The organism is Microbulbifer maximicatervae (SeqCode) (assembly GCF_052467325.1).
The window spans coordinates 1,784,002-1,809,088 of the sequence record NZ_CP174310.1 but is presented as its reverse complement, the minus strand read 5'-3'; the positions used below and the strand labels follow the sequence as shown (position 1 = coordinate 1,809,088).

At 44.4% G+C, this 25,087-nt stretch carries 24 protein-coding genes; 13 read left to right on the top strand and 11 right to left on the bottom strand.

Annotated elements, in window-relative coordinates:
* Window positions 1-122 precede the first annotated feature (122 nt).
* Window positions 123-1,199 (top strand): FAD-dependent oxidoreductase, encoded by a 1,077-nt coding sequence (locus tag ACJJIE_RS08160; protein WP_444894252.1) that lies wholly within the window; start codon window positions 123-125, stop codon window positions 1,197-1,199.
* An 8-nt stretch (window positions 1,200-1,207) separates the two neighbouring features.
* On the opposite strand, the gene ACJJIE_RS08155 is transcribed toward ACJJIE_RS08160, so the two are convergent.
* The 7 genes from ACJJIE_RS08155 to ACJJIE_RS08125 all read right to left on the bottom strand — a co-directional run bounded on the left by ACJJIE_RS08155 (window position 1,208) and on the right by ACJJIE_RS08125 (window position 6,401).
* The gene (locus ACJJIE_RS08155) at window positions 1,208-1,585 is read right to left on the bottom strand and encodes a phytanoyl-CoA dioxygenase family protein (RefSeq protein ID WP_444894251.1); all 378 of its coding nucleotides are present in this window, start codon (window positions 1,583-1,585) and stop codon (window positions 1,208-1,210) included.
* Entirely contained in the window at window positions 1,585-1,839 is a 255-nt protein-coding gene (locus tag ACJJIE_RS08150; protein WP_444894250.1) for an NAD(P)-binding domain-containing protein, read from the bottom strand. The genes ACJJIE_RS08155 and ACJJIE_RS08150 overlap by 1 nt, the downstream gene beginning before the upstream one ends.
* 24 nt (window positions 1,840-1,863) lie before the next feature.
* On the bottom strand, window positions 1,864-2,946 hold the full coding sequence (locus ACJJIE_RS08145) for a permease (RefSeq protein ID WP_444894249.1): 1,083 nt from the start codon (window positions 2,944-2,946) through the stop codon (window positions 1,864-1,866).
* A gap of 134 nt (window positions 2,947-3,080) precedes the next feature.
* On the bottom strand, window positions 3,081-4,514 hold the full coding sequence (locus ACJJIE_RS08140; protein WP_444894248.1) for a hypothetical protein: 1,434 nt from the start codon (window positions 4,512-4,514) through the stop codon (window positions 3,081-3,083).
* A gap of 284 nt (window positions 4,515-4,798) precedes the next feature.
* Entirely contained in the window at window positions 4,799-5,143 is a 345-nt protein-coding gene (locus ACJJIE_RS08135; protein ID WP_413665278.1) for an ArsR/SmtB family transcription factor, read from the bottom strand.
* A gap of 246 nt (window positions 5,144-5,389) precedes the next feature.
* Window positions 5,390-5,677, bottom strand: a complete 288-nt coding sequence (locus ACJJIE_RS08130) for a phytanoyl-CoA dioxygenase family protein (protein ID WP_444894247.1) — start codon at window positions 5,675-5,677, stop codon at window positions 5,390-5,392.
* Between the two features lie 367 nt (window positions 5,678-6,044).
* Window positions 6,045-6,401, bottom strand: a complete 357-nt coding sequence (locus tag ACJJIE_RS08125) for a hypothetical protein (protein WP_282933309.1) — start codon at window positions 6,399-6,401, stop codon at window positions 6,045-6,047.
* Window positions 6,402-6,787: 386 nt separating this feature from the next.
* On the opposite strand from ACJJIE_RS08125, the gene ACJJIE_RS08120 reads away from it, so the two are divergent.
* The 6 genes from ACJJIE_RS08120 (at window position 6,788) to ACJJIE_RS08095 (ending at window position 14,466) form a co-directional block, all read left to right on the top strand.
* The gene (locus ACJJIE_RS08120) at window positions 6,788-9,070 is read left to right on the top strand and encodes a TonB-dependent receptor (protein ID WP_444894246.1); all 2,283 of its coding nucleotides are present in this window, start codon (window positions 6,788-6,790) and stop codon (window positions 9,068-9,070) included.
* A gap of 468 nt (window positions 9,071-9,538) precedes the next feature.
* Complete coding sequence (locus tag ACJJIE_RS08115; protein ID WP_444894245.1) at window positions 9,539-10,150, top strand: CHAP domain-containing protein; 612 nt, start codon at window positions 9,539-9,541, stop codon at window positions 10,148-10,150.
* Between the two features lie 490 nt (window positions 10,151-10,640).
* Window positions 10,641-11,564, top strand: coding sequence for a haloalkane dehalogenase (locus ACJJIE_RS08110; RefSeq protein WP_444894244.1), 924 nt, complete (start codon window positions 10,641-10,643; stop codon window positions 11,562-11,564).
* 248 nt (window positions 11,565-11,812) lie between these two features.
* Window positions 11,813-12,214, top strand: coding sequence for a GFA family protein (locus ACJJIE_RS08105; RefSeq protein ID WP_444894243.1), 402 nt, complete (start codon window positions 11,813-11,815; stop codon window positions 12,212-12,214).
* A gap of 58 nt (window positions 12,215-12,272) precedes the next feature.
* On the top strand, window positions 12,273-13,421 hold the full coding sequence (locus ACJJIE_RS08100; protein WP_444894242.1) for an alpha/beta hydrolase-fold protein: 1,149 nt from the start codon (window positions 12,273-12,275) through the stop codon (window positions 13,419-13,421).
* 121 nt (window positions 13,422-13,542) lie between these two features.
* On the top strand, window positions 13,543-14,466 hold the full coding sequence (locus ACJJIE_RS08095) for a DMT family transporter (protein ID WP_444894241.1): 924 nt from the start codon (window positions 13,543-13,545) through the stop codon (window positions 14,464-14,466).
* Between the two features lie 129 nt (window positions 14,467-14,595).
* On the opposite strand, the gene ACJJIE_RS08090 is transcribed toward ACJJIE_RS08095, so the two are convergent.
* Window positions 14,596-15,519 (bottom strand): alpha/beta fold hydrolase, encoded by a 924-nt coding sequence (locus ACJJIE_RS08090; protein ID WP_282933303.1) that lies wholly within the window; start codon window positions 15,517-15,519, stop codon window positions 14,596-14,598.
* A 182-nt stretch (window positions 15,520-15,701) separates the two neighbouring features.
* Here ACJJIE_RS08090 and ACJJIE_RS08085 point away from each other — a divergent pair, with 182 nt between their 5' ends.
* From ACJJIE_RS08085 to ACJJIE_RS08065, 5 genes are all read left to right on the top strand, one after another.
* Window positions 15,702-16,052: a winged helix-turn-helix transcriptional regulator gene (locus ACJJIE_RS08085; RefSeq protein ID WP_282933302.1), complete on the top strand. Its 351-nt coding sequence runs from the start codon at window positions 15,702-15,704 to the stop codon at window positions 16,050-16,052.
* A gap of 271 nt (window positions 16,053-16,323) precedes the next feature.
* Complete coding sequence (locus ACJJIE_RS08080) at window positions 16,324-17,097, top strand: class I SAM-dependent methyltransferase (RefSeq protein WP_444894240.1); 774 nt, start codon at window positions 16,324-16,326, stop codon at window positions 17,095-17,097.
* Window positions 17,098-17,411: 314 nt separating this feature from the next.
* Complete coding sequence (locus tag ACJJIE_RS08075) at window positions 17,412-18,218, top strand: right-handed parallel beta-helix repeat-containing protein (protein WP_444894239.1); 807 nt, start codon at window positions 17,412-17,414, stop codon at window positions 18,216-18,218.
* Window positions 18,219-18,388: 170 nt separating this feature from the next.
* Window positions 18,389-18,847 carry a cupin domain-containing protein gene (locus ACJJIE_RS08070; protein WP_444894238.1) on the top strand — a complete coding sequence of 153 codons (459 nt, stop codon included), beginning with the start codon at window positions 18,389-18,391 and terminating at the stop codon, window positions 18,845-18,847.
* A gap of 392 nt (window positions 18,848-19,239) precedes the next feature.
* Entirely contained in the window at window positions 19,240-20,106 is an 867-nt protein-coding gene (locus tag ACJJIE_RS08065) for a NosD domain-containing protein (protein WP_444894237.1), read from the top strand.
* A gap of 179 nt (window positions 20,107-20,285) precedes the next feature.
* Here ACJJIE_RS08065 and pgmB read toward each other — a convergent pair whose 3' ends face one another.
* The 3 genes from pgmB to ACJJIE_RS08050 form a co-directional block, all read right to left on the bottom strand.
* Window positions 20,286-20,984, bottom strand: a complete 699-nt coding sequence (gene pgmB, locus ACJJIE_RS08060) for a beta-phosphoglucomutase (protein ID WP_444894236.1) — start codon at window positions 20,982-20,984, stop codon at window positions 20,286-20,288.
* Window positions 20,984-23,401 (bottom strand): glycoside hydrolase family 65 protein, encoded by a 2,418-nt coding sequence (locus tag ACJJIE_RS08055; RefSeq protein WP_444894235.1) that lies wholly within the window; start codon window positions 23,399-23,401, stop codon window positions 20,984-20,986. Before ACJJIE_RS08055 ends, pgmB begins: the two co-directional genes overlap by 1 nt.
* A 63-nt stretch (window positions 23,402-23,464) precedes the next feature.
* The gene (locus ACJJIE_RS08050; RefSeq protein ID WP_444894234.1) at window positions 23,465-23,662 is read right to left on the bottom strand and encodes a hypothetical protein; all 198 of its coding nucleotides are present in this window, start codon (window positions 23,660-23,662) and stop codon (window positions 23,465-23,467) included.
* Between the two features lie 101 nt (window positions 23,663-23,763).
* Here ACJJIE_RS08050 and ACJJIE_RS08045 point away from each other — a divergent pair, with 101 nt between their 5' ends.
* Entirely contained in the window at window positions 23,764-25,023 is a 1,260-nt protein-coding gene (locus tag ACJJIE_RS08045) for an MFS transporter (RefSeq protein ID WP_444894233.1), read from the top strand.
* Window positions 25,024-25,087: the final 64 nt, after the last annotated feature.

Sequence of the window (25,087 nt, the reverse complement as noted above, 5' to 3'; positions counted from 1 at the left end):
GGGGTGCCCTGAAATTGCGATTTTATCACAGCAGGCGAGTTTACTTCTATGATGGCCGTGCCTTGCTTTTTCCCGGGCTCCTACAATAGAAGTGAGTTCTACGACAGAGTGCAACACTACCGATGAGCCATATAGACCGGGTATTAGTGGTTGGTGCGGGTCCAACGGGGTTGGCGGCAGCTTGTGCTTTGTCTTTCTATGGAATCAAATGCCGAATTGTTGAACGCCGTACCAAGCCCAGTGAACTCTCTCGGGCAGTCGGTATTTTTCCCTGCACAATCAGGCGCCTTCTTAAGGTTGGTGTTTCAGATAATTTGGTCTCTGAGGCGATGCGACTCTGCAAAGTTCAATATCTTCAAGCGGGTAGGCCGTTGTTATTTTTGGATAACCGGGGCGATGCATATAAAGAGTATGTGGGCTTTGGGTTACCACAAAATCGCACTGAGGAGATTTTGAAGGACGCTCTGCTCACACAGGGTGTCGTAGTTGAATACGGTATTGCCGCTACTGAGGTGGACTCTAGTGAGCACAGAGTGGAAGTCACCCTGTCTGACGGCAGTGTCGAATGCTTTGACTGGTTAATTGCTGCTGACGGCGTTCATTCAACAATTCGTGAGAAGCTGAGTATTCCATTTCCTGGTACAGATTTGCCGGAACCTTGGGGAGTCGCTGATGTAGATATAGAAGGAGAGTGTGATCCTGATTTAGTTAGTGTGGATATTCAGCGGCCCGGCAATCAATTTACAATTACTTTACCTATGGGTAAACAGCGTTTAAGAGTAGTTGCTACCCAGCCAGATGCGTTGGGAGCACTAGATGTGCCGCTAAAAATTAAGAATATCCATCGCTCCGGTAGTTTTCAAATTTCAATTCGGCAGGCGAAGAGTTATCGCTCCCAGCGCGTACTTTTAGTCGGAGACGCCGCTCACTGCCATTCTCCCGTAGGTGGCAAGGGTATGAATCTGGGTATTGCCGATGCGATAGCTGCAGTTGATGCGATTATAAATGGCACAGTAGATAGTTATTCAGTTGAAAGACATAAAATAGGCGCGGCGACGATTCGAAAGACAGAAATCGTTAGGCGAATGATAAGCTCAAATTACTGGTTTAATAAAATGCTGATACGGATGCTGGCAAAGCTTATCGTAACTTTCCCTGTAGTGCGACATGCATATACTCAAAATCTGACCAAGCTTTAAATGAACGTTTATTCTTTAAGGATTTCGTTGTAACCGTAGGTATCATTGCCGAAAACCTGAAAAGTGTCGATTTTAGGGGTATCATATTCGACAAGTCCCTCATAGGTTGAATATAAATCTTTTCCGTAGGGGGCTACCTTTATGTGGTTGGCAGTGCATCTTCCTACAAAGGAGAACCTTCTACTATTATCGCTGGTATTGGAATGGGAAGCATGTAAGTTCAATAAAGAAAAGATCAAACACTCCCCAGCTTTCATCTCTAAATCTATCACCATAAATTGATTAAGGAAATCATCTCCAATTAATTTTATGGAGCTAAATAAAATAAGAGTACTTTTATTAATTAGCTCCGGAGTTTTGGCAGCTGGACCTAAATACTCGTCCACTATTTCACGGCCTGTAAGTATTCCCTATTTGGATATACCCAGCCATTCATATCAAGGAGGTTAGCAACTGCTTTATCAATGATATAGGGCCAGGGTGTAAAAAACCGAATATGGCCCCAATCCAGCATGGCGCTGCCGGCCGATATGCCTTTCTCTAAAACCAAGGGCTTTAATTTTCTCGACAAGAGCTGTACAGCGGCAGCAATTCCAATAGGCCCTACGCCAATGATAATCGCGTCGTGTATCTTGTTCATTAGTCTCCTCCAAAATACCTGGAATTAAAACAGAAGGGTGTACAGGTAACCGGCTGTGACAGCCATACCTAAAACCACCACTAAAAATGCTGTGATCATCTGGGTTTTAAAGATGGACCTTAATAGGATAACTTCTGTCAGGCTGGCGCCAGCACTGCCGATAATTAGTGCCATTACCGATCCGAGAGCCATGCCCTTTTGCACCAAACCAGCACTCAGAGGGATAACAGCAGAGGCACGTATATAGAGTGGAATACCGATTACAGCTGCAATTGGAATCGCGTACCACTTGTTTTCTCCTGCGTAGGTTACGATCAAATCAGTAGGAATAAATCCGTAAATGAGTGATCCCAGAGAAATACCGAGCAGTAAATAGGGGAGTGTTTTTTTAAAATCTTTCCAGGTGGAATTCCAAATAATGACCCAGCGATTTAGTTTCTGGGTTTCTACTCCCCCCTCAGAATCACAGCTATTTGCCGGAGTATTGATACAGCAGGTTGTAGTTTCTCCAGTTTTTGCAGCTGATGATAGAGAAGATATTGTTGCTGTATTGGTTGCGCCAGTTGTAGTCAAGACTCCATTATTAAATGCCAGATTATTGGCTATCCCTTTGTTCTCATTGGGTGAAGGGGGATTTTTACTATTTGTGTCTCGGTAGACGCCATCGCGGACAAAACGCTCGAATCCAAATTTTTCCAGTGCAAATCCCGCAGAAATTGACACAGTCATCGCTAGAGTGAAATAAAAAATCGCTACGTTGAGACCAAATGTAAAGATCAACAAGCCAATAACAATCGGATTAAGTAGAGGGCTGGAGAATAGGAACACCATCATTGGTCCGAAACCAGCGCGGGCGCGAAGTAGTCCCTTCAAAAATGGAATAGTAGAGCATGAACAGAAAGGTGTAATGGAGCCAAGTAATGCGGCTATTACGTAGCCTCGGCCATTGCGTGAGCTTAGGGTCGCTTGGATTTTTTCCGGTGTAATGTACTGCTGCAATACACCAACGAGGTAGCTGATAGCTAAAAATAATACTGTCAGCTCAACTGCAAGAAAAGCAAACATAGAGAGAGCTTCTTCTAGCATGGATACGAACTCTGGGGGCATTGTTTTAGCTCCTTAATTTAATTTGTTAGTACCAGAAATATAGAAATAATGAATTTTGTCAGTGTGTTTTCATTAGCTTTGAAGTGTGATTTATGGTGCCAAGAGATCCCTTTTACTGATCGCTTGTGATGTTGTCAGGCGACATTGGATATCAGTGAATCTAAAACGCCCTTGCCACTATGCACGCCACCCTCCATTTCCTGAGAGGATTTACTCCGAACTAAGTAGCCAGCAAAACCTTGCTCTGAAGTAGCTGGTTGACCATTGAAATGAATAGTAAACATACCTATTTCACTGATTAAATCGCCTACTAAATATAATTCAGAGTCTCTGACTACCAGGGCGGGATTGTTTCTAGGGGGCGGGCTCAAGCGTGGCATTAGTGCCCAGGCAGGGTATTCGTCTACTGAGAGCTGTTTGAGTTTCAGCTTGATATCCTGGCCAAAGACACAGTGCCCGCCGCCTTCTCCCTGATTTTTGAGCACCCACTTAGAGGCGTTCTGCTGACTGAACCATCCTATCGTCTCTGATGAAATTGGTTGCATGTCGCCAAGTAATGACTTGATTAGAACCGCTTCATCTTGGGATACATTGAATCCGGTTAGCGTTTCTACTGACATGGACGAAAGGATCATTTGTACACGCTTGCTGGTAGCCAGTTGTTGGCTTACGGTTGCATTAATTGCGATCCGATGGCTCTCAAGCAAAATTCGCGATTGCATCAGTGTTTCACAGCAGCGCTCGCTATCCAGGTCTTTGGCGACATAATCACAGTAGTTGTAGCCGGCTCGTAAATACACGCAATCTACAGGGCCTATTCCTTGCAGCAGGAGCCTATTGTTGGGGCCTGTTACCAGGCCCGCTTTGAGTTCGCGAAAGGTCTTTCGTACCGTACGTATGCCTTTTTCAGCTAAGGCATATTCAAGAAGGTGTTGGTCGAAGACATTGTCCTCATACTCCTGTATCACCATTAGAAATGTTGGGCTGCCACCATCTCCAAATTCGCTTTTGATGGCTCTTGTCGCATCGGCAAGGCCTTGGGAGAGTCGCTCAATTGCTGGGTTCTCTATAGGTTGGCCGTTCGAAGTATTGGACCAATTGGAATAGGTCTCAGGACTTTGCGAGCGGATGAATTGGTGCAACTCGTAAATACGCTGCCCAAAGGGCCCCATTCCTGCTGCGATTCCATTGAACTCAATGAGCTTTGGTCCTTGGCTCACATCGTCCATAAAGTCACTTCTCATAATCAGGAGGGGGAGGCGGGGCGCATTTTTTATTTGACCATGCATGGCGAGTAAGGCACCGAAAAACGGGTCTCCATGTGCAACAGGACTGATAGCTTCGTGAAGAAATTGGTGATCTTCTGAAACTTGATGGATCAGCTTTCCCAATAGGGGTACTGCTTTCTTTAACGTCTCAAACCGTTCCAGAGCGATAGTACTTGGGGTAAGGCTAAAAGGAACATGGCTCGCTGAGCCACGACTAGATTTGAAAGCCAAGCCATGGGCAAGCCCCCACTCTACCGCTTCATTGGCTGCCTGAATGGCGTTTGGATGGCTCTTTTTCATGGTTTCCTCAGGCCTTTGTATGCTGGGGTACACAACTCAAATGATATGATATTTCTAGAATAATGGAAATATAGGTGTTAAGTAAAGGTGTGTGTTCGAGTTATTTCCGAGGTATCTAAGAAAGGTATCAAGGGGAGGGAGCCAACTAAAGCTGGCTATTGCTGTGAATGGTCATTCTAGCGGTACCTAATGCAGAATTTAGGGCCTACATGTACCTATCGGGGTGAAGAGAGGAAAGTTCGGACGTCATCGATAGAGGTCGCCCAAAGCAGGAGCGACATTGTTCAGTGCTGATCCGGTACCGCACACTTGATATCAGGACACTTTATCGGTGTATTGAAATCATCGTGACAGCATTCATCTTGTAAAAACTGAATAACCTCAGTTAAGTGCTGATATTCGGCTACGCAGAACAGGGTTCGGCTCTCACGACGCTGGAAGATCAATCCCGCCGAAATCAGACTGGAAATATGGTGGGAAAGGGTTGACCCGGGGATATCTAACTGCTCCTGGATGTTGCCTACAGGAATACCCGGTAGGCCAGCTTTGACTACTTTTTTGTAGATCAACAAGCGGGTTGGGTGTCCCAGCTCTTTGAGTGATTTGGCTACTTCTTCGATTTCCATCATGATTTGGTCATAAGTTCTATATTCGTCGAAATATATACAGTTTAGTGCTAAAGATAAAGTGTCGTGTGGAGGACTGCTCAAGCTAGTGCTGCCACTAGTTTTTTAGGATATTGAGAGGAAGCTACATTACTTATATTTCTTTAAACTATATTACCAAACTTACCGAAATAATGCTTTTACTGCTAATTGCCCTATAGCAGGAGGGGTAATGTCTATTCTGAAGTAGACTCATCATCATCCAGGATTTCACTGTAGTCGTAAGAATCTTTGCCAAACACCTGAAAATTGCAATGTGAATTCCAGCAAGTCCTTCATGGTTGAAACGTTGTCTTTGCCATAAGGAGCAACTTTTACGTGATTATCTGTATACCTCCTGGCAAACGAAAATCGAGATTTATCTTTTGATGTGTTTGCATAAGATGTGTGAATATTTAGGGGTGAGAAAATAAGGCTTTCGCCGGCTTTCACTGCCAAGTCTATTACCTCCAGATCATCAAAGAAATCTTCTTCAATAATTCCCCTTGCGTTGAACAAAAGGATGGCCCCTTTTTGAAAGATCTCGCCAAAAAGGAATTGCTTAGCAACTCCTTTTCGTCTTCAGCACTAGAAAACAGGTTGGCCAATGTACTTTTCTTTCTCTTCGGTGGGGCTTTCATTTAGGTTGCCCAGAAATTTTTATTTCAGGAGTTTTTAATGCAAAAGTCTTTAGTGTTAATGAATTGATCTGAGACTCAAATTCGAAGAAGTTTATTTAATGGCATAGGCATAGATAGCGGCTAAAACGTGATCTGCACATGAAAGGGCGCCGTCAGTAGAAATAAAATCTCAGCTTATGTGATCGGCGCCCAGAAAACTTTGGATTGCTATAAATCTTGGCCTCGCCAAGTTTTGGCTAGCAGGCTTACTGATGTTTAGCCAGTTCGACCGGCCCATGGTCATCACAGTGATCACCATGAACATGGTGAAGTCGCCCGTTAACCAGGTAGTCAACATGATCTCCGTGGGGAACCTGCTCATGGCCACAGTTTTTGCCGTGGACATGGGAGCTGTCGTAGCCCCCTGTAACAGGGTGGCAACCCTCCGGGTTTTGGGTGCTTACTTCCAAGACGTGCTCGTCGTAGTGGTCTTTGTGGGGATGGTGTAGGTGGCCGTCATGGAGGTAGCAGATATGGTCCCCATGGCGAATGGCTGTGTGGCCACAGTGGCTATTATGGGTATGTGAATGATGCTCCGCCTGTTGGCACTTGCCTTTTTCCATGATAACTCTCCTGGCCGCTTGGCACTTACATGGAACCACTCGTCGTCGAATGCTTCTAGAATCAATAATTTGGCGCCACATTTGGACAGCCCTACATACTAAATCTAAGAACATCCGGGTGTAGTTTCCAAATATGAACTTCTACCAATGGCAGAAAACCTGCCCCTACCCCTCAATTCTTGATCTACGAAGGTCTAACGGATGACTAGTCACTCAAATCTAGCCATTAATTCAATTTGCAATCGATTGCATTTGCACATTATAGTTAAAGCACGGTGCATCTAGTAGCGTTTAGCAACTCCTTATGCAATCGATTGCATAAAGCTTTATAAAAATAGCACCGAAGTATCAGAACAGATAAGAATGACGACGAGAGGGAAGAGTTGATGAGCAAGAAACCATTGGCGCAGGCCGTATCCATGGCCGCGCTCTCCGTTGGTCTTTGCGGCTATGCCGCAGCCCAAGAAATTAGCCCTGAAAACGATATGGTGATGGAGGAAGTCATCACAACTGGCACCCCAGGCGGTGCGGGCATGCGTAAGCTGGATGCCAGCTTTTCTATCACAACTTTAAGTGATGATGAGATTAGCAAAGCCTCTCCTTCAAGTACTGCAGACCTGTTGAAGTCCGTTCCAGGCCTGTGGGTTGAGAGCTCTGGCGGTGTTTCTGGGGCAAATATCGATGTTCGCGGTTTCCCCGGCGGTAGTGATGCTCCCTTTGTCACGGTATCCATGAACGGATTGCCTCTGTATCCAGCGCCAACACTCTCATTTTTAGAAAACTCTTCTCTATTTCGTGTCGATGAAACTATTCAGCGAGTGGAAGCTCTACGCGGTGGACCTAATCCGGTTTTCTCCAATGGCCAGCCAGGTCTGACTACCAACTTTATCTTAAAAGAAGGTACTGAAGAGACTGAGGGGCGCTTTAAGTACACTTTATCTGACTATGATCTGCAGCGAACAGATGCCCTAATGACTGGTAAGCTCGCAGATGATGTTTATTACATGGTCGGGGGCTACGTATCTTCCTCCCCAGGTATTCGCGATGCGGGTTTTGATGCGGAAGAAGGGCATCAATTTACCCTGCACATCACCAAAGAGATGGATAACGGCAAAGCGGGTTTTTACATCCGGGATACAAAAGATACTGGTACCTGGTATTTGCCCAATGCTGCATTTCTGGAAACAGATTACACCCAGGTAGGCCCCAGTAATCGCAAGGTTTCTGTACCTATCACTCAGGCTGACGGTAATGGCGGCTCAGAAACTACCTGGGAAACTTTCGATATGGGCGAAGGGCGCGGGTGGAATGGAAATGTAGCCGGTGCTTATCTGGAGCTAGACCTGGGCGATGGATGGAGTCTCACCGAGCGCTTTGGGCTTACCGCAGGTAACGCTGATACTTTGGGTTTTGTTCCTAATGGTGCGCCCGTATCGCTAAATTCTCTTACTGACCAAGCAGTAGTAACCGCCTCTGGAAACGAACTTAGTGGCGATACTGTGGTACAGCAGTTTGGTGCCTGGGTAGTACGCAAAGATATCGAGGCTACGACAAATGACATTAGCCTGGCAAAAGAGTGGGATAACTTTAAGTTAACTGCCGGTTATTACACCTCAAGCTGGGAAGTTGATGAATGGTGGTCCCTGGGTAACCAGAAATACTATGTATTGGGTCAAGATGGGGAGCTGATCACAGGAGCTGCAGATGGTTCTGAGCTTACAGGAGACCTTGCCTGTAATACATCCGCTGATATCTCAACTTGTGACTGGAAATATGATGTGGATGCTGTGGGTGATGCCCGTGAAAACGCGCTTTACCTTGCCGGCGAGTTTTACTTAGGAGATTTCACTTTCGATCTGGGAGTGCGTTCCGCAAACCGCAAAACCAATTACTCCGTGGATGATGATGAACGTGACGGTAATTTTACCACCTATAAAGCAGACGAAAATGGTACTGCCTACACTGCGGCAGTGGACTGGGCATTTGCCGAAAATATGGGCACATTCTTCCGTATAAACTCCGGTTTTAAATTCGCAGACTTTGACAACTATCGAGAGTTTGGTGACAGCTTCATTGCTGGGTCTGATCTTGTGATCGACATTGAGCAATACGAACTGGGTTATAAATTACAGGAGCAAGATTACTCCCTCTTTGCGACGCTGTTCTACAACGAAACCCAGGGTATGCCTGACTGTATCATCGGCAGCAGTACCTGTACTCGTTTGGAGACAGAGGCGCTTGGTCTAGAATTGGACGGTAAAGTTCACTGGGGAGATTTCACCTTTGGGTTAAATACTACCCTGCAAAAGCCAGAAATCACGAGTGGTGAATATGAAGGCAACCAGGTTATGCGTCAGCCTGAATACCAGGTGCGCCTGAGCCAGAATTATGATTTCACACTGAATGACATTGATATGGCTGTGTATACCGATATCAGTCGGGTGGGTGATCGCTTTAATGGAAGCAACAATGAAGTAACTTTGCCAGCCTACACAAAAGTTGATCTGGGTGCGGTGGCTTATATCAATGATATTACTGTCCAGTTGGCTGTGGACAACTTAACTGATGAAGATGGTATCACCGAAGGTGATCCCCGCGATCCGCTAGCGTCTAATGTCCGCTACATCTTACCGCGCAATATCAAGCTTAGCTTCGCGTACGATTTTTAACCTCATGCCTCTCCCATAGGCTTCCAAGCTTTGCCGCATACTTCTCCAGTGTGCGGCTTTTTTATTGCCTGAAAAATTTAACTACTATCCATTTTCAAATCCATACAAATAATGGAGCTTCGATCTTTGTGGTCTAACCCAAATCCTTCCGGAGCCTCTCCAATAAAGTATGTGGTCAAACTGCTTTCATGAAACGAAATTAGAGTCGAGGTGGAGAACCCCAAGGTCATTGCAGGTGTGAAACCTTAACGTTCGTATACAAATTTAACTTGGCAGTGGAAGATAGTTCTACTAAGTTATGAGCAGTTACCCCAATTCCTATTGCTAGCTGTATGTTGACGTTCGGACTAAAAAGTGGCATTAAGGTGGCGTAAGGGTTTGTTAGCTGTACTCTTTTCCCCCACCTATTATTAGTTTAGTAATGTTTCATATGTATTAGTGATTTTGGGTTGGTACATTTTTGGTAATATGAAAAAATTTATTGGCTTTCTTGTTGTTGTTTTGGCAATACCACTACTCGTCTATTTTTCTACCTATAAGGGGGAAAGAAGTTTTACCAATCATCATGGCCTTCCAAATGTTAATCTGGTTGTCGATAATGCATATTCTCTTTGGTTTACGCCTTATGATCCACTGATGGGGATGTATAATAATATAGGAGGGAAACTTGGATTTATTGTCTGTAGTGATGTACCTAATATCGCTTACGGAATGGCTGGATATTCATTTCAGGTCTTATTGAGAGATAGTTTTGTAGAAAATCCAAATTTTTATGATGCTCGAAATGGTAATAATCCAGAGAATCCATTTTTCCATCGCCGAGCAAGAAATCTATATTCCTATTTCAAGTCAATTCAATCTTTGAAACCAGCATCTTATAAGCCGCAGTTGGGGGATTTGGTTTTTTATAGAAAGACTGAAAAAGGATATATTGCCCATGTTGCTTTAGTTACTTATGTTGATAATAGGGGGTATAAAATCATGGAGTCAGCACCCAAAACCCTGTTCGCCAGGGAAGTAGAAATGGATTCTCCAGTGAAAAGGGGCTGGATCTTGGCGGGCTTTGGTAAAGTGTATTGAGGTGTTGTCCATGATTCATAGTCATGAGAGATATTGTTCTTACAGTGATATATGCATCCCAGTGACTTTTGTAGCCTAATTTCTCCTAGGCTCAATTCCTGTTCACTGATAATTGAGATATATTGCTGGTAGACAGCTTACATCCAGATGGGTATTTCAATACATCTAACATGTTTTTAATGGTAAGAAGTTTGATTAATCGGCTGTACTTAGCTCAATGGTTTCAGACTTGCCAGATTGGCATTATGAGGTAATTTAAGTGATCTGGCGCCTAATAAGGTTTCTAAATGTAAAAATTAGAGATCGTGCCATGTTTTAGGAGCATATTTATCCTTATTATCTAGTAGGATAATAGGTATTTTTCTACAGTTACCTTTTCAGATTTGAAGCACCGATAAAAGCGCCACAATGGATGATCTCTGGATTCCCACTGATCTAGCTTTTCAGAAGCAAGGCGCTAACTTAACTTTCAACTAAAAGAGGGTTGCCGATGTCTATTGAACGATTGAGAACTCCTGAGGAGCGTTTTTCTTTACTACCGGGTTTTCCGTATACCCCTAACTATATTGATAGCCTGGAAGGCTATGATTCTATGCGTATGGCATATATCGATGAGGGGGAGCAGGATTCGGATACCACCTTTCTTTGCCTCCATGGGGAGCCCAGTTGGGGTTACTTATATCGGAAAATGATCCCAGTTTTTGTTGAGGCAGGACACCGGGTAATTGCTCCAGATTTGTTTGGATTTGGTCGCTCAGATAAGCCCGTCAATGAAGATGTGTACACTTTTAACTTCCATCGTAACAGCCTGATGCGTTTGATTGAGCATTTGGATCTTAAGAATATTACGCTGGTTTGTCAGGATTGGGGTGGACTTCTGGGATTGACACTTCCAATGGATATGCCGGATAGATTTACCCGATTACTGGTAATGAATACGGCTATCGCAGCAGGGGATGGCGCATCAGAGGGGTTCTACCACTGGCGGAACTTCTCTGTCAATGTGCCTGAAATCCCTGTGGGAGGGCTCATTGCCAATGATGCTCAATCTGAGGTCAATTTATTCGATATAGTAGCCTATGATGCCCCTTTTCCAGACAACCGCTATAAGGCTGGCGTTCGTCGATTCCCGTCAATTGTACCGGTTGATCCTGATATGGAGGGAGCAGAGCTAGGGGTAAGGGCTCGAGAATTCTGGTCTAGGAGCTGGGGTGGTGAGAGCTTTATGGCGATTGGAATGAGGGACTTTGTACTTGGTGAGAAAGTGATGGAGTTGCTGAGGGGAACCATCAAAAACTGCCCCGAGCCTCTCAAAATAGCGGAGGCGGGCCACTTTGTGCAGGAATATGGTAAAGAAATTGCTGAAAAGGCTCTCAGCCACTTCAAGCTTTCCTCTACAGTAACTGAAAATTAAGAGCGTACTAGTGCCGGGATAAGTTAGATCCTGGCGCTTTATTCCTGTGCAGCCTAAGAGGTTTAGGTTGCTCTCATCTTTCATAGCTAATTTACCACTGGGACTCTGTTTACCTTAGTCTTGTCATCAAACTTCAGTGTGCTCAAAGTGGGGCTTTTATCGATAACTATTACCTTTTATAAGGTAAATGGTATTCTGCACAGCTCGAATAGATACCTTAAGCCATTATTTTGAGTTGGGGGTTTAATATGATCAATGGTAGCTGCCACTGTAAAAGTGTCAAATTTGTAGTTAATGAGAAATCACTGGATGTTCGCAAGTGTTATTGTGAAACATGTAGAAAGCTAAGTGGAGCTGATTATTCAGTGGTGGCATTGGTGAATAGGAGTCAGTTTAAGATTATTAGTTCTCCCCAGAAGCTTTTACAATATATTTCTAGACCAGGAAAAACTCGGCACTATTGTCCCACTTGTTTTGCCCCGGTTTTTGTTGAGGTAGAACCCCAATCTAATCTCTGCCGGATTCGTCTGGGATTACTTGATGATAATCCTGAAGTTAATATATCTGGTCACATGTGGGTTAGTGAGATGCCCTCTTGGTGTAGTATTAGCGATAATCTTCCGGTATTCACTCACGATTACTCTGAATGATAAGACAGAGTTAGAAACTGTGGGCTGGTAAGTTGAGTTGTAATGAAAGGGTATTTGAATGAGAAGTATATTTGTTTTATTTTTGTTCTTTTCGGTTAATGTCCTAGGGGAAGTAGCACATTTTCGTATAGATTCAGAGATCCTGGGAGAGGAGGTTACAGCTCGCGTATCTTTACCGGATACCTATCACCATTCTGAGAGTTTTTCTTATCCTCTACTAGTGATATTGGATGGCTCAACGCAATTTAATCATATGGCGTCTAGTGTACATTTTTATAGTACCTATGCTGTTATACCTGAAATGATAGTGGTCGGTATCAGCACTCAGGATCGGCTCGCATATTTTACTCCCACTGAACCCGAAGCCTACACGGGGCGCTCAGGCAAAGCTGACAAACTGACAAAATTCTTGGAAGACGAATTCTCAGGAATCTTGAGTGAGAAATATCGAATTTCTCCATATTCTATTATCTCAGGTCACTCACTTTCTGGGCTATATACTAGTTACTTGGCAATTAATAATGAATCTATGTTTGATGCAGCAATTTCAATTAGTCCCAGTTTATGGTGGGATGATTCATCTCTTATAGATGATTATAAGGGTAGCCATGCAAGTAAGGAGAATAAGCCTTTTAGATGGTTTCTGAGTATGGCAAATGAGCCAAATGAAATGCCGTCGGCTTTTAACGGTATGCTTCAAGCATTAAATGATATGCCAAGATCAGGATTGTACTTCTCTTATGCACGATTCCCCAATGAAACACATGACAGTACACCCTTAGTAGGCAATGCAAAGGGGTTGCAAGCAGTTTTCTCTGGTTGGAATGCTGTGCCTGAAATTGATGTTATGTCTTTAAATGAATTAAAAGAGTTTTATAGTTCTAAAGTTGATGAGTATGGCTATTTATTTCCACTTTCTGTACATCAATATAATGTCTATGGGCTTAAAGCGGCCTATGAAGGTAAGACTGATTGGGGGATTGAGATCCTAGAGCAGGGAGCTAAGGAATTTCCCGATTCTGAGATTTTATGGGATAGTTTGGCAACTGCCTATAAGTTGGGCGGAAAACTAAAGGGTGCAATGAGTGCTTCAGATCGAGCCGTTAAGTTAGCAGAAGAGACCAACTCAATCTTTCTCAGCGAAATAAATACTCAAAATGCTCAGCTTAGAGCCACGCAGGTAGAAGGTTCTTTGGGAGATATATAAGAGAGAGGATAGGGTAGTACGAGCATAAGATTACAGTAGGATTTTGGGGCGATAAACTTGGTATACACATTGGAAATTTCATACTTCAATAGAATCTGTAGTCTTTATTAGAGAGTTTAAAGTGAAGTTTAAAGACAGTCGTGGAATTATTCTGACTATTTTGGCAATGCTCTGTTTGGCTGGTATGGATGCAACAGGTAAGGTTCTCGTTCAGAACTATTCTATCGTTCAAATAATGGCGATTCGTTTCGCGATATTTTTTTTCATCGTTATAAGCTTGGCGAGACTCAAAGGGAGCTTGGAGTTAGTGCGAAGTAAAATACTTGGCACTCAATTAGCCCGCTCTATTGTTCTCGCCCTTGAGGTGTCAGTATTTGTTTTTGCTTTTAGTATGATGTCTTTGGCTTATGTGCATGCTATAGCTGCGACAACCCCATTATTCGCAATATTAATGGCTGGATGGTTTTTAGGGGAGAGGATAGATACAAGGAGCTGGGTAAGTGTTGCGGCTGGATTTATAGGTGCCCTTATTATCATTAGGCCTGGAATGGGAATGATGGGTTGGCAAACCTTGATCCCCATCTTGGGAGCTATCCTATGGGCCGCATATCAAGTGCTTTCACGCCGTGTTTCACACTTTGATAGTGCCGATACAACCGTTTTCTATACCGCGACTATGGGTCTTATTATTTTTGGAAGCTTAGCACCATTTTATTGGGTAGAGCCGACAGTATCAGGGTGGCAATTGTTGATTTTAAATGGGCTCTTAGGTGCAATGGGCCACTATTTACTGATTAAGGCACTGGCACTTACTCCAGCTTCTATTTTGCAGCCCTTTAGTTACGCTTTACTATTTTGGGCTATTGTTATTGGCTTTGTAATCTTCGGAGATCTGCCTGATGGAATTACATTATTTGGCGCCTTCGTAATATTGGCTGCGGGATTTTATGCTTCAGACCTAGGCCGCGCATTGATTGGTGTTTCACAGATTAAGGCCAAAAAGGGGAAGGATGATGCTGAATCAGAGTCAAAGTTAATGAGTTAAAAAACCAATTTGATAAAGGGCGCTCTAATGATGGTAGTTGAGCCCCATTAATATATCGGTGGCGAAATTGTTTAACGCCACCTTGAATTCAGTTAGTGATTAGGTATCTGTTCTTAGAATATTTAAAACTCATGCGTCACGATGCTCAAGGAAGCCGCCATCTACCCAATTGATTATCAAGTCAACATACTCTTGTCCAGCATCTTCCGATGAGAAGTGAGATGCGTTGTCAAATATAACTAGCTTGCTATTGGGGATATGCTTGGATAAGGCAGTCGCATTATCCACTAAAACAAATGGATCTCTCTTGCCCCAAGTGATCAATGTCGGAACTTTAATACCATTTAGTTTTCTCTCAATCCATGGAAGCTCTTTCGAATAGCTTCCAAAGAAACTGATGGCGCACTTGTGACTATCACTATTAAAGGCTATGTCATAGTACTCTTGGATAGCTCGTTTGCTGGGTTTGTAGTTGTGATAGCCGTCTTTGACGGCAGTCAGGAAGTTGGTTTTCATTACTGACTTCTTGTTTAAGCCTTTTGCTATCCAGCGAACCATTCGGGATCTGACAACGGCCATAAGAATAGGAGAGAGTTTTGGAGGGAAGGTGCCTGGGCCGTCAAAGATATTGAGACTCAAGAATCGTTGAGGGTGGTTAATAACGGCCGCTAAAGCAATAGGCACACCCACATCCGGCCCTACCAGGTGGGCCTGCTTGATGCCAAAATGGTTCATTATTTGAACAAGGGCTTCGCTCAGGCTGCTTGGAGACATATCTCCTTCCTCCGCTTTTGATAAGCCAAATCCTGGGATATCAAAGGCTAGCACATCAAACTTTTCACTAAATGCTTCAATGGATGACTCCCACATGCGAATACTTTGGGGTAGACCATTCAGCAGTAGTAGGCTGGGAGCCTGAGGTTTTTCCTTGCGTAGAAAGCGAATGTTAAATTTCCCTACAGAGACAAACTGCGGTGTAAATATATCGTCAGCGGTTGAGGGTCTATTGGAGGCGTATTGGGTGAGGGCCTTGTCTAAGAGAGCTTGGGTCATAACAGGGTATATATCTATATGGGTCTATAGGTGATTTCGGGTTAAGTTACTTATTTATACTAGGTTACTCACTTGAGAGTTGGTTGCCAATAAGGCACTATTAAGTGGTTAAGTTACTTTTTGATAACCTATGGAGTGGAAGGGTGGGGACGCAGAATAAAAATAGTGAGAGGCGCGTGTTTGTGAATGATGATGAATGTCCCGTTCGTAATGTAGTAGCTCAAATTGGTGACAAGTGGTCCATCCTGATATTGTTTGCCCTTGTTGATGGTCCAGATCGCTTCAACTCCCTGAAGTCGCGTATTGAAGGGATTTCACAGCGAATGTTGACGCAAACCCTGCGTGACTTAGAGCGCGATGGTTTTGTACTCCGTACTGTCTTTGCGCAGGTTCCAGTTAAAGTGGAGTATGAATTAACTGACCTGGGAAGGGGGTTATCTGCAGCTGTGTGGAAGTTAGTCTCTTGGGCAGATGAACATCATCCCGAGATTCGTAAAGCGCGCCTAAGATATGATGAGGATAATCAATCGTAGATTAAGGATTCTATCTTCTATTGTCCCCATTTAGGGCTTTTCTCAAAGATTCTTAGCCTGCTTTATAGTAAATCATGATTTGTACTTGCAATTTAGTTCAATAGAGCCTTTTGTAGCTGAAGCATTACTGTAAATATATAGTTAGAATGATTGGCAATCTTAGTTTTCTTGAACTTGAGGCATAACGGAATAGGACTTACAAGTAAATTTAAATTTCTTACCCTTGATAATTAAATAAAATCGATAAATATAAGTAATTAGAAGGTGAGTCATGGATTTTTTTGAAATTAACCGACACTCCTGGGATAGCCGCACCCGTATTCATGTGAAGTCTGAATTTTATAATATTGATGGATTTCTAAGCGGAAAATCTACCTTAAATGAAGTCGAGCTTTCAGATATAGGTAGTGTGTCTGGAAAAAGTTTACTCCACTTACAGTGCCATTTTGGATTGGATACCTTATCTTGGGCTCGATTGGGGGCGAAGGTGACGGGAGTTGATATTTCTTCTATAGCCATTGCTGAAGCACAGGTTCTTTCTGATCGTTCAGGTTTACATGGAGAGTTTATCTGCAACGATATCTACAGTTTTGGAGAGTCAAACAATAAAGAATTTGATGTCGTCTTTACTTCCTACGGCGCACTCTGTTGGTTGCCGGATATTGAACGATGGGCATCAGTTGTTGCTCAATGCTTAAAGCCGGGGGGGACTTTCTACATCGCAGAATTTCATCCATTTTATGATATTTTCTCTGGTTACACATACTTTCATCGAGCCGATCCAGATATTGAAGAGCAGGGTACCTATACAGAGAATGATCGGGGTGACAAGTCTACCCTAGCCACCTGGTCACATCCGATTAGCGATGTTGTGAGTGCATTATTAAAATATGGTATTCAAATCGCTCAACTAAAAGAATACCCGTATAGTCCTTACAACTGTTTTGATGGCATGGAGGAGCGTGAGAAGGGGAAATACTACCTGTCTTTTAAAGGACATGAGATTCCGCTAATTTATACTATTAAAGGTGTCAAAGTTACTTGAGACAAAGAGCAATAATAGTAATCAGGCTGGCGGTAGATTTGCGCAGATTTTTTTTGGGGGAGGGAAAAGGAGGGTAATGAGTGCCGCCCCCTTAAACTTCCCATGTAAAGGCCCATTGGCTTCATATCCAACACTGCTTTCTTGCGTTTTGTCTAATTGGCGTAGATAGCCACTATTTACCATTCACAGATGTTTAGATTCCGTACTTAGTTGCCATTTCTTTAAGAGAAATTTCTTATAGCCCTTTTAACAAGCTGGATCACACTCTGTTCAGGAGAAGGTCATTATTAACTGATTTTATAGAGGGTAGTAAGATGGCTATATGGCAATTACAAGGTATGAAGTGTTCTTTATCTATATTTGCAGGTGCTTTTTGCTTGCTAATATCCGGGCTTGCATCGGCGGTTGATTGTGGTGATACCATTAACACCCGAGAAGTTTTGGATGATGATTTGGTATGTACAGATAATATCGCGATAACCATTGTTGGCCCAACTGGTGGCCTGGATATGAATGGTCATACCATTACTTGTGACAATAATTCTGCAATAGGCATAGATGTTGTCGGTCTTGTGGGGTATTTGGAGGGCGCAGGTACTATATCATTCTGCCAGACGGGGGTTAGATTGGCTGGTGATGGATTTCATAATGTAACCAATATTTCTGCTAACAATAATGACTTTGTAGGGTTGGCAGTATCGAGCGACTTCAATCTAATTACTAATTCAAGTGCTAATGGTAATGGTAATACTGGTATATTAGTTACGGGGCTAAGAAATACCTTGATCTCAAATATTATCGAAAGTAACTTACTAGATGGGATTCAGTTGGATGGTGATGCCCCAAATTTAACCCAAAATTATATATATGATAATAATCGATATGGAATTTATATTGCTGATTCCAGCTTCGGGAACTATAGCCAGAACACCTCTGAGATGAATGGTTCAGTGGGTATCTATATGGAAGCGGATAATCAGTTTTTTAATTATATTCTCAACAATACATCTGAGAGTAACACGGTTTTTGACTTGGAAGAACTAAATGCAAATGCATGTAGTAATACCAATGTTTGGCTTGGAAATACTTTTACTACTGCTAACCCCAGCTGCTTAAATTAGAGCTGCCTGCAAGGCTCATCCTAAAGTAATCTGGGTGAGCCTGTGTTCAATTCGTATCCGCTCAACCATTTTGCTTGTTGTTCTATAAGGATTAAATTTCACTGATGCATTATGTGGTAATGTAATATCAGACATATTTATAACTCTGATTACAAGGTGCTGATTAATCCATGAATCCTGATAACTTAATTGATCATCCTGAAGGCGGGAAATTTCTTCAGGTGTTTAAGTCAAATTCAAAAGTAACAAGGGAGGATGGGCAGAAGCGAAGTGCATTGACGCATATTTACTTCTCCCTACAGAAAGGTGAAGTGTCGAAATTTCACCGGGTCGAATCTGATGAAATTTGGAACTTATATCAGGGGGACGGCTTGTTTCTTTATATTTGGACTGAGGGGGATAGCTGTTTGCAAAAGATTGAAATTTCTGCAGAGAATAATACATTTTGCTGTGTTGTTCCTGCTGGCGCTTGGCAGGCTGCTGAGCCAATGTCAGGCCCCGTGCTTGTGGGCTGTTCGGTGGGGCCTGGGTTCGAGTTTTGTGACTTTAAATTGATTGATGTTGAAGATCCAATAACAGGTTATATCTGCAAGATAGATCCTTCCCTGGTAAGATTTATTGAACAATAGGATTTTATCGAGCTGCCACTAGATTATCTAATAGTGTCGATTGGCAATGTTATTTTAGCTTGGAGTTGTTTCCTGCTGATGTCTTGGACATGAAAACATCCTTCTTGTCCAAATACTGGTTTCAAAATATAACTGGCACTTATGATGAAAATTGTGCTGCTTCACTGAGCCAAGTATTGCCGTGATAGCAATGTATTTAATAGTTGTTGGTATTGCTGATTCCCTGGTAACTAAAGAATATCCGCCCCCGTTTTATCAGGCGAAGTAAGGCCCCTTAAGCTGATAACTTTTTCGTTGAGAATAATTTCTCATGGTTGATTCTCAAATTTAGACCAATATGGGTTAGGTCTACTTTATAGGTGGGCGTTTATAATTTCGTTTGAGGAGATTTTATGAAAGATAGATACATCAAACGGCCTTCAGGTTTGATTCGTATGTTGTTTGCAGGATGTGTATTGATTACATCCTACGGCGCAAAGGCTGATGTCTCCTGCGGTGATATCATTACTACAGCTGAAGTTCTCACGGAGGATTTGTCTTGTTCATCAGCGTTTGACCTTGCACTGACGGTCGTTGGACCTGGCGGTTATCTTGATTTAAATGGATTTACTATTGAGTGTGATTTTGATGTTGATGGGATATTTCTAGATGGCACTGGAGTTGTTGTCACTGGGGGAGCTTTATCAAATGGTAAGGTGCAAGGTTGTGGGTTCGGTGTAGAGGCAATCGGAAACGGGGCGCATACGGTGACAGGTATAGCCTTTGAGGGCAATGCCGTTTCAGTTGCTTTTGTGTCAGACAATAATACATTGTCTAACTCGGTAATCTCTGAAACTACGGAAATTGGAGTAGCTATAAACGGCAGTAATTCTACACTTATTGCAAATGAAGTCTCTACATCTACCAGTGCTAGTGGAGCTTGGGGGGTGATTCTTCAAGTGGGTGCGGACAGCTCTTATCTTTTGTCGAATATGGTATCTGGTTTTGATCAGTATGGAGTGATTGTTTGTAGTGATAGGAATGTTATCTCGCAAACTGTTGTAGAAGGCAATGGAGTGGAAATTACTAATACTGCAACTGGTGTTTATTTACCGGGAGATACTTTTGTTTGCGATGACGGTCAAGAAGGCAATACCATTGTTAGTAATGAAGCGACTAACAATAATAATGCGGACCTTGGCGATAATAACTTCCCATGTGTGAACTCTTGGGTTGGGAATACGGCTGATGCTGTTGAGGGCGCTTGCTTTGAAAATTAGAGGTTGAATGTCTCTAATAAGCATGGCTGCTACTTTTTACATCTCCAAAGCAATATGTAAGTTGTAGAGGAGTAGCAGCCTTTAGCTATTAATAATGGAATAGCAATTTGGTAGAAAGACTCTATCTGAGCTAAATGCTTGCTCTATAAATAGGCTTTCACTCTTGTGCTTATCTCACTTCATTCGTTAACAGCCAAGCCTTTATTTTGGCGCATACCCGATTCTGCTAGTACTGATAGAAAGAAATCATTTGGCACAAATTGTTCCAGACTGTCCAGCGTATAGTCTGCGTCCTTTAACGAATCTGGATTACCTATGCCTACAGCCGTCATGCCATTTGCGAACTTAATTGCACTGACTCCAGCGGGCGCATCTTCAAAAGCAATGCAAAACTCTGGATCAATTCCGAGGCCTTTGGCGGCGGCTAGGAATATATCTGGTGCAGGTTTAGGTGCAGATTTTTCTGGGTCTGCAATAACAGAAAAGCAACGGGATATTCCCAGGGCTTCCAATACCGCCGGTGCGTTTTTACTCGCTGAGGCGAGGCCGACCGGAATATGCTGAGAATTTAACCATGCGAGCAGTTCACCGGCGCCCGGTAACAGGTCTGCGGGGGATAGGCTGCGGATTAATTCCTGGTAGCGGCTGTTTTTCCTTGCAGCCAGTGCAATTTTTGCTTCTTCAGTGTAATTGCTGCTTTTTTCCCCGAGAATCACCTCAAGGGAAGCCATTCTTTCCAGGCCCTTTAAGCGCTCTTCAGTATCCGCTGTCCAGGAAAGGTTGAGCCCTTCAGCCAGCTGTTGCCATGCGATCAGGTGGAGACGTGCGGTGTCTGCAATAACGCCGTCGAGATCAAAGATTGCTGCACGATAGATCATCAGGATACCTCCTCCATCGGTGCTATTTGAATGGTTTCTGTTTGCCCTGGTGTCTCCAGGAATAGAATTTTCTTGCCGTGATGAAGGCTGAGCGCTTCACCTTTCACCAAGGTGTACCTGGCGCTGTAAGAATCGACATCGATTGCGATCGTGCGGCCACGGAATTGCAACCGGAAACGATAGCCGTCCATTCCATTGGGCAGGTATGGATTGAAGTTGAGTTCATTGCCGTGCAGGCGCATTCCTGCAAATCCCTGGACCATACACATCCAGGTACCTCCCATGCAGGCAGTGTGTATGCCGTGCTGGGTATTGTTGTGGTGGTTATCCAGATCCATTCGCGCAACTTGCTGGAAGTAATTCAGCGCTTTATCCGGATACCCAACTTCACTGGCAATAATGCTGTGAATACAAGCGGACAAAGTGGAGTCGTGTGTGGTGAGCGGTTCGTAGAAGTCGAAATCCCGCCGCTTCTGCTCAATTGAAAATTCTGAACTCTCCAGTAACAGGCCAAGAACGACATCCGCCTGCTTACAAACTTGGTGTCGATAGATCACCAGGGGGTGATAGTGAAGTAACAGCGGGAATTGATCGGCAGGCGTTTCGGCAATATTCCAGCGGGGTTTGTTTAGAAAACTATCGTCTTGAGAATGTATACCCTGCTTTTCATTGTAGGGCAGATACATGCTTTCTGCGGCCTTGGCCCAGTTATCAATTTCCTGTTTGTCGAGTTGAATACGCTGGGTTAACTCATCGCATGCTGCAGGATCGAATGATTTTAACCACTGTAATACTTCAACAGCATATTCAAGATGGGCCTTGGCCATCAGGTTTGTGTAGAAATTATTGTCAACCAGGGCAGTGTACTCGTCTGGTCCGGTAACCTCATTAATGCAGAACTGGTTGTCGCGAAGTGCGTTGAAGTGGCCAATCTCCAACCACATACGCGCGCCCTCTATCACGACTTCTGCGCCCTTGTTGCGCAGAAAATCGACATCACCGGTAACCCGGCAGTAATGTCGCACGGCGTAGGCAATATCCGCATTGATATGGTATTGCGCAGTGCCTGCCGGGTAATAGGCTGAGCACTCCTCACCGCCGATGGTGCGCCAGGGAAACAGTGCTCCCTTTTGAATCGACATTTCCCTCGCCCTTTTTCGTGCGGCATCGAGGATTGAGTAGCGGTATTCCAGTAGACCGCGCGCTAATTCGGGTTGGGTGTAGAGGAAAAACGGTAGTACATAGATTTCTGTATCCCAGAAATAGTGACCGTCATAGCCGTCACCGGAAAGTCCTTTGGCTGCAATATTGGTATTGCCATCCCGACCTAGGGATTGGAACAAGTGGTACTGGTTGAAACGTATTCCCTGCTGCAGGGCATCATTTCCACTGACCTGAATATCGGACTCAAGCCAGAAGTTGTCCATTTGGGCACGCTGGGTTTCGATATGGTCCGCAAAACTTTTAGCCGCACAGCGCTCCAGGTAATGATGCAATTCGCCAGCTGATATCGGCTCAGCATTTTGCTGTGCAAAGTAAGCGACGTACTTGGTTAGGCGAATAGGGGTGTTGCGGCGGGCAGCAAAGCGATAGTCAACCGAGACGCAGTCTTCACTGCGGAGGTTATTGGACGTGTAATCGCTGTCACTCTCACAAAGGTGCAGGGCTGCGCATCGTATAGAGAAGCCACTGCTCTTAACGGATAGAGGCAGGGCTAAATAACCATCTTCAGCTGTATTTTCCAGCCATTCGATATCTCCCCGGTCAATAGGGGAGGCAAGGCGTGGGTCCTCACTGCGTTCTGCCTGGGCAAGGTCACCATCAAGGCAGGATTGCAGGTGTACCTCTCCGTCAAAATCGATGGGAGTGAGTTCCAGTTGCAGAGCTAATAGGTTTTTCTCACTGAGGGAAACCAGGCGCTGCACTTTGAGTTCAATGGTTTTTCCTTTTGGGGAGCACCAAGTGAGTTTTCTCTCGCTGAACCCCGCGGCCATGTCCAGCCGGCGCTCGTAATTGAGTAGCTCGCCTTGGGCGAGACTAAAACGTTCTCCATCCAAGCTGATATAAATGGTCTTGCCGTCGGGAACCGTCAACATCCTCTGGTTGTTGCGCGCGTAGCCATAAGCAGACTCACCATAGGTGATAGGTTCGCTGGCGTAGACTCCATTCAGGTAACAACCATCCGTAAAGGGTTCTGGATCGAAACCCTCCTCAAAGGTACCGCGCAAGCCGATATAGCCATTACCGAGGGAGAATAGGGTGGCATTGAGGCTGTAATCTTCGGGCTGGAAGGTGTCCTCCACCAAGTCCCAGGGGTGGATCTTGTGTTTGATTTGTTGTTTTTGCTTCATACCACTTTCACTGGATTGGAGATTGGGTTCTAGGGCCGGGTCTGCTGGGCCTCCGGCTACTGGCATTCAGTCTATCCGTAGTTGATGTCTTTTTGCAATCGATTGCAAGATTGAGATTGAGCCTGGCTGTTACTGGAAGATGGACCTGATTTTCATCTCCGAAAAGTCTGTAACCTGCTGAAAAATAGAGGTTATTTTCTTTTTCTGGGTCAATTGCCAGTTGTTTTGTGACTGATCGGCATAAGGCATTCCCAAATTTTCATTGATTTTTATGCAAACGATTGCAAATTTTTGCCAGACTGATACATACTGGGTCTCTTCAGGCATTGGGGCGAAGTCGCCTTTCTCCACAAAGTCTGGGTAAAAATTGTACAATAACAGGTTGGTACGGCTGACTGCCTAAACCACAGAGCCAGATAGAATCCACTATGAAGAATCAGCGCATACTCTTATCTCTATTCGCTATCTACTTTGTCTTTGCCATTTTGTTGAACAGCGTGGGTACTGTGATCCTGCAGGTAATCAATACCTATGGGGTGAGTAAGTCTGCTGCGAGTGTGCTGGAGGGATTCAAGGATATCCCCATCGGTATTGTGTCTTTCCTGATTGCCTCCCAGCTTCCCCGACTGGGGTTTAAGCGGGCGATGCTGACGGGACTGGTAATCGTCACCCTGGCTTGTATAGCTATGCCCCTGTTACCCGGGTTTTGGACGGCGAAGTTATTGTTCTTGTCGGTGGGTGTTGCGTTCGCATTGGTAAAGGTTGCCGCATACTCCACCGTGGGATTACTAGCGCAGGGCCGCAGCGCACATGCGAGCCTTCTAAACACCCTGGAGGGGGTGTTTATGGTGGGGGTTCTCAGTGGTTACTGGCTGTTTAGCGCTTTTATTGATTCATCGAACCAAGGGTCGACTGCCTGGCTCAATGTCTATTGGGTGTTGGCGGTGGTCTGTGTGATTGCATTTGTATTGCTCTGGTGCACAGAGCTGGATGAATCCGGGGCGCGAATCGAAGAGGCTAGCCCGAAACAGGACTTTATCGCGATGATAAAGTTGATGGCCAAACCCCTGGTATACATCTACGTGATCTCAGTATTTTTCTATGTATTGATTGAGCAGGGGATAGGAAGTTGGTTGCCGACCTTTAATAATGAAATTCTCAAGCTGCCGGCTGCAATGAGTGTTCAGGCTGCAAGTATCTTTGCCGCAGGGCTGGCGTTGGGGCGACTTGGTGCCGGTGTGATGATGCGCAAAGTACACTGGTACCCGATGCTGAATGTCTGCTTAGTTGCGATGGGATTACTGGTGGTCGTTAGCTTGCCTCTGGCGAGTAATATTGTGGCGAATCCCGATGTAAACTGGCTTAGTGCCCCAGTGGCGGCTTTTGTTTTACCACTGATTGGCTTGTTTATGGCACCTGTATACCCAGCTATCAATTCTGTGATGCTCAGTTCATTGCCCACCCACCAGCACTCTGCAATGACAGGTTTACTGGTGATTTTTTCTGCGCTGGGCGGTACAACGGGCTCACTGATTACCGGGTCGGTTTTCGAGGCTTTTGATGGCCAGGTGGCTTTCTACTTATCCCTGGTACCCATCACAGTAATTCTGATTACCCTGTTCTTTTTCCGTCGCGCCGTAGAGCGGGGGGATGAGACGCTTGAGGCCTCAGCCCCCCTGGCTGGGTAACAGGGTGGTTTTACAAACTTGGGCGACGGGCCTAAGATGGCATTTTTCCCGCGAACAAGGTGAA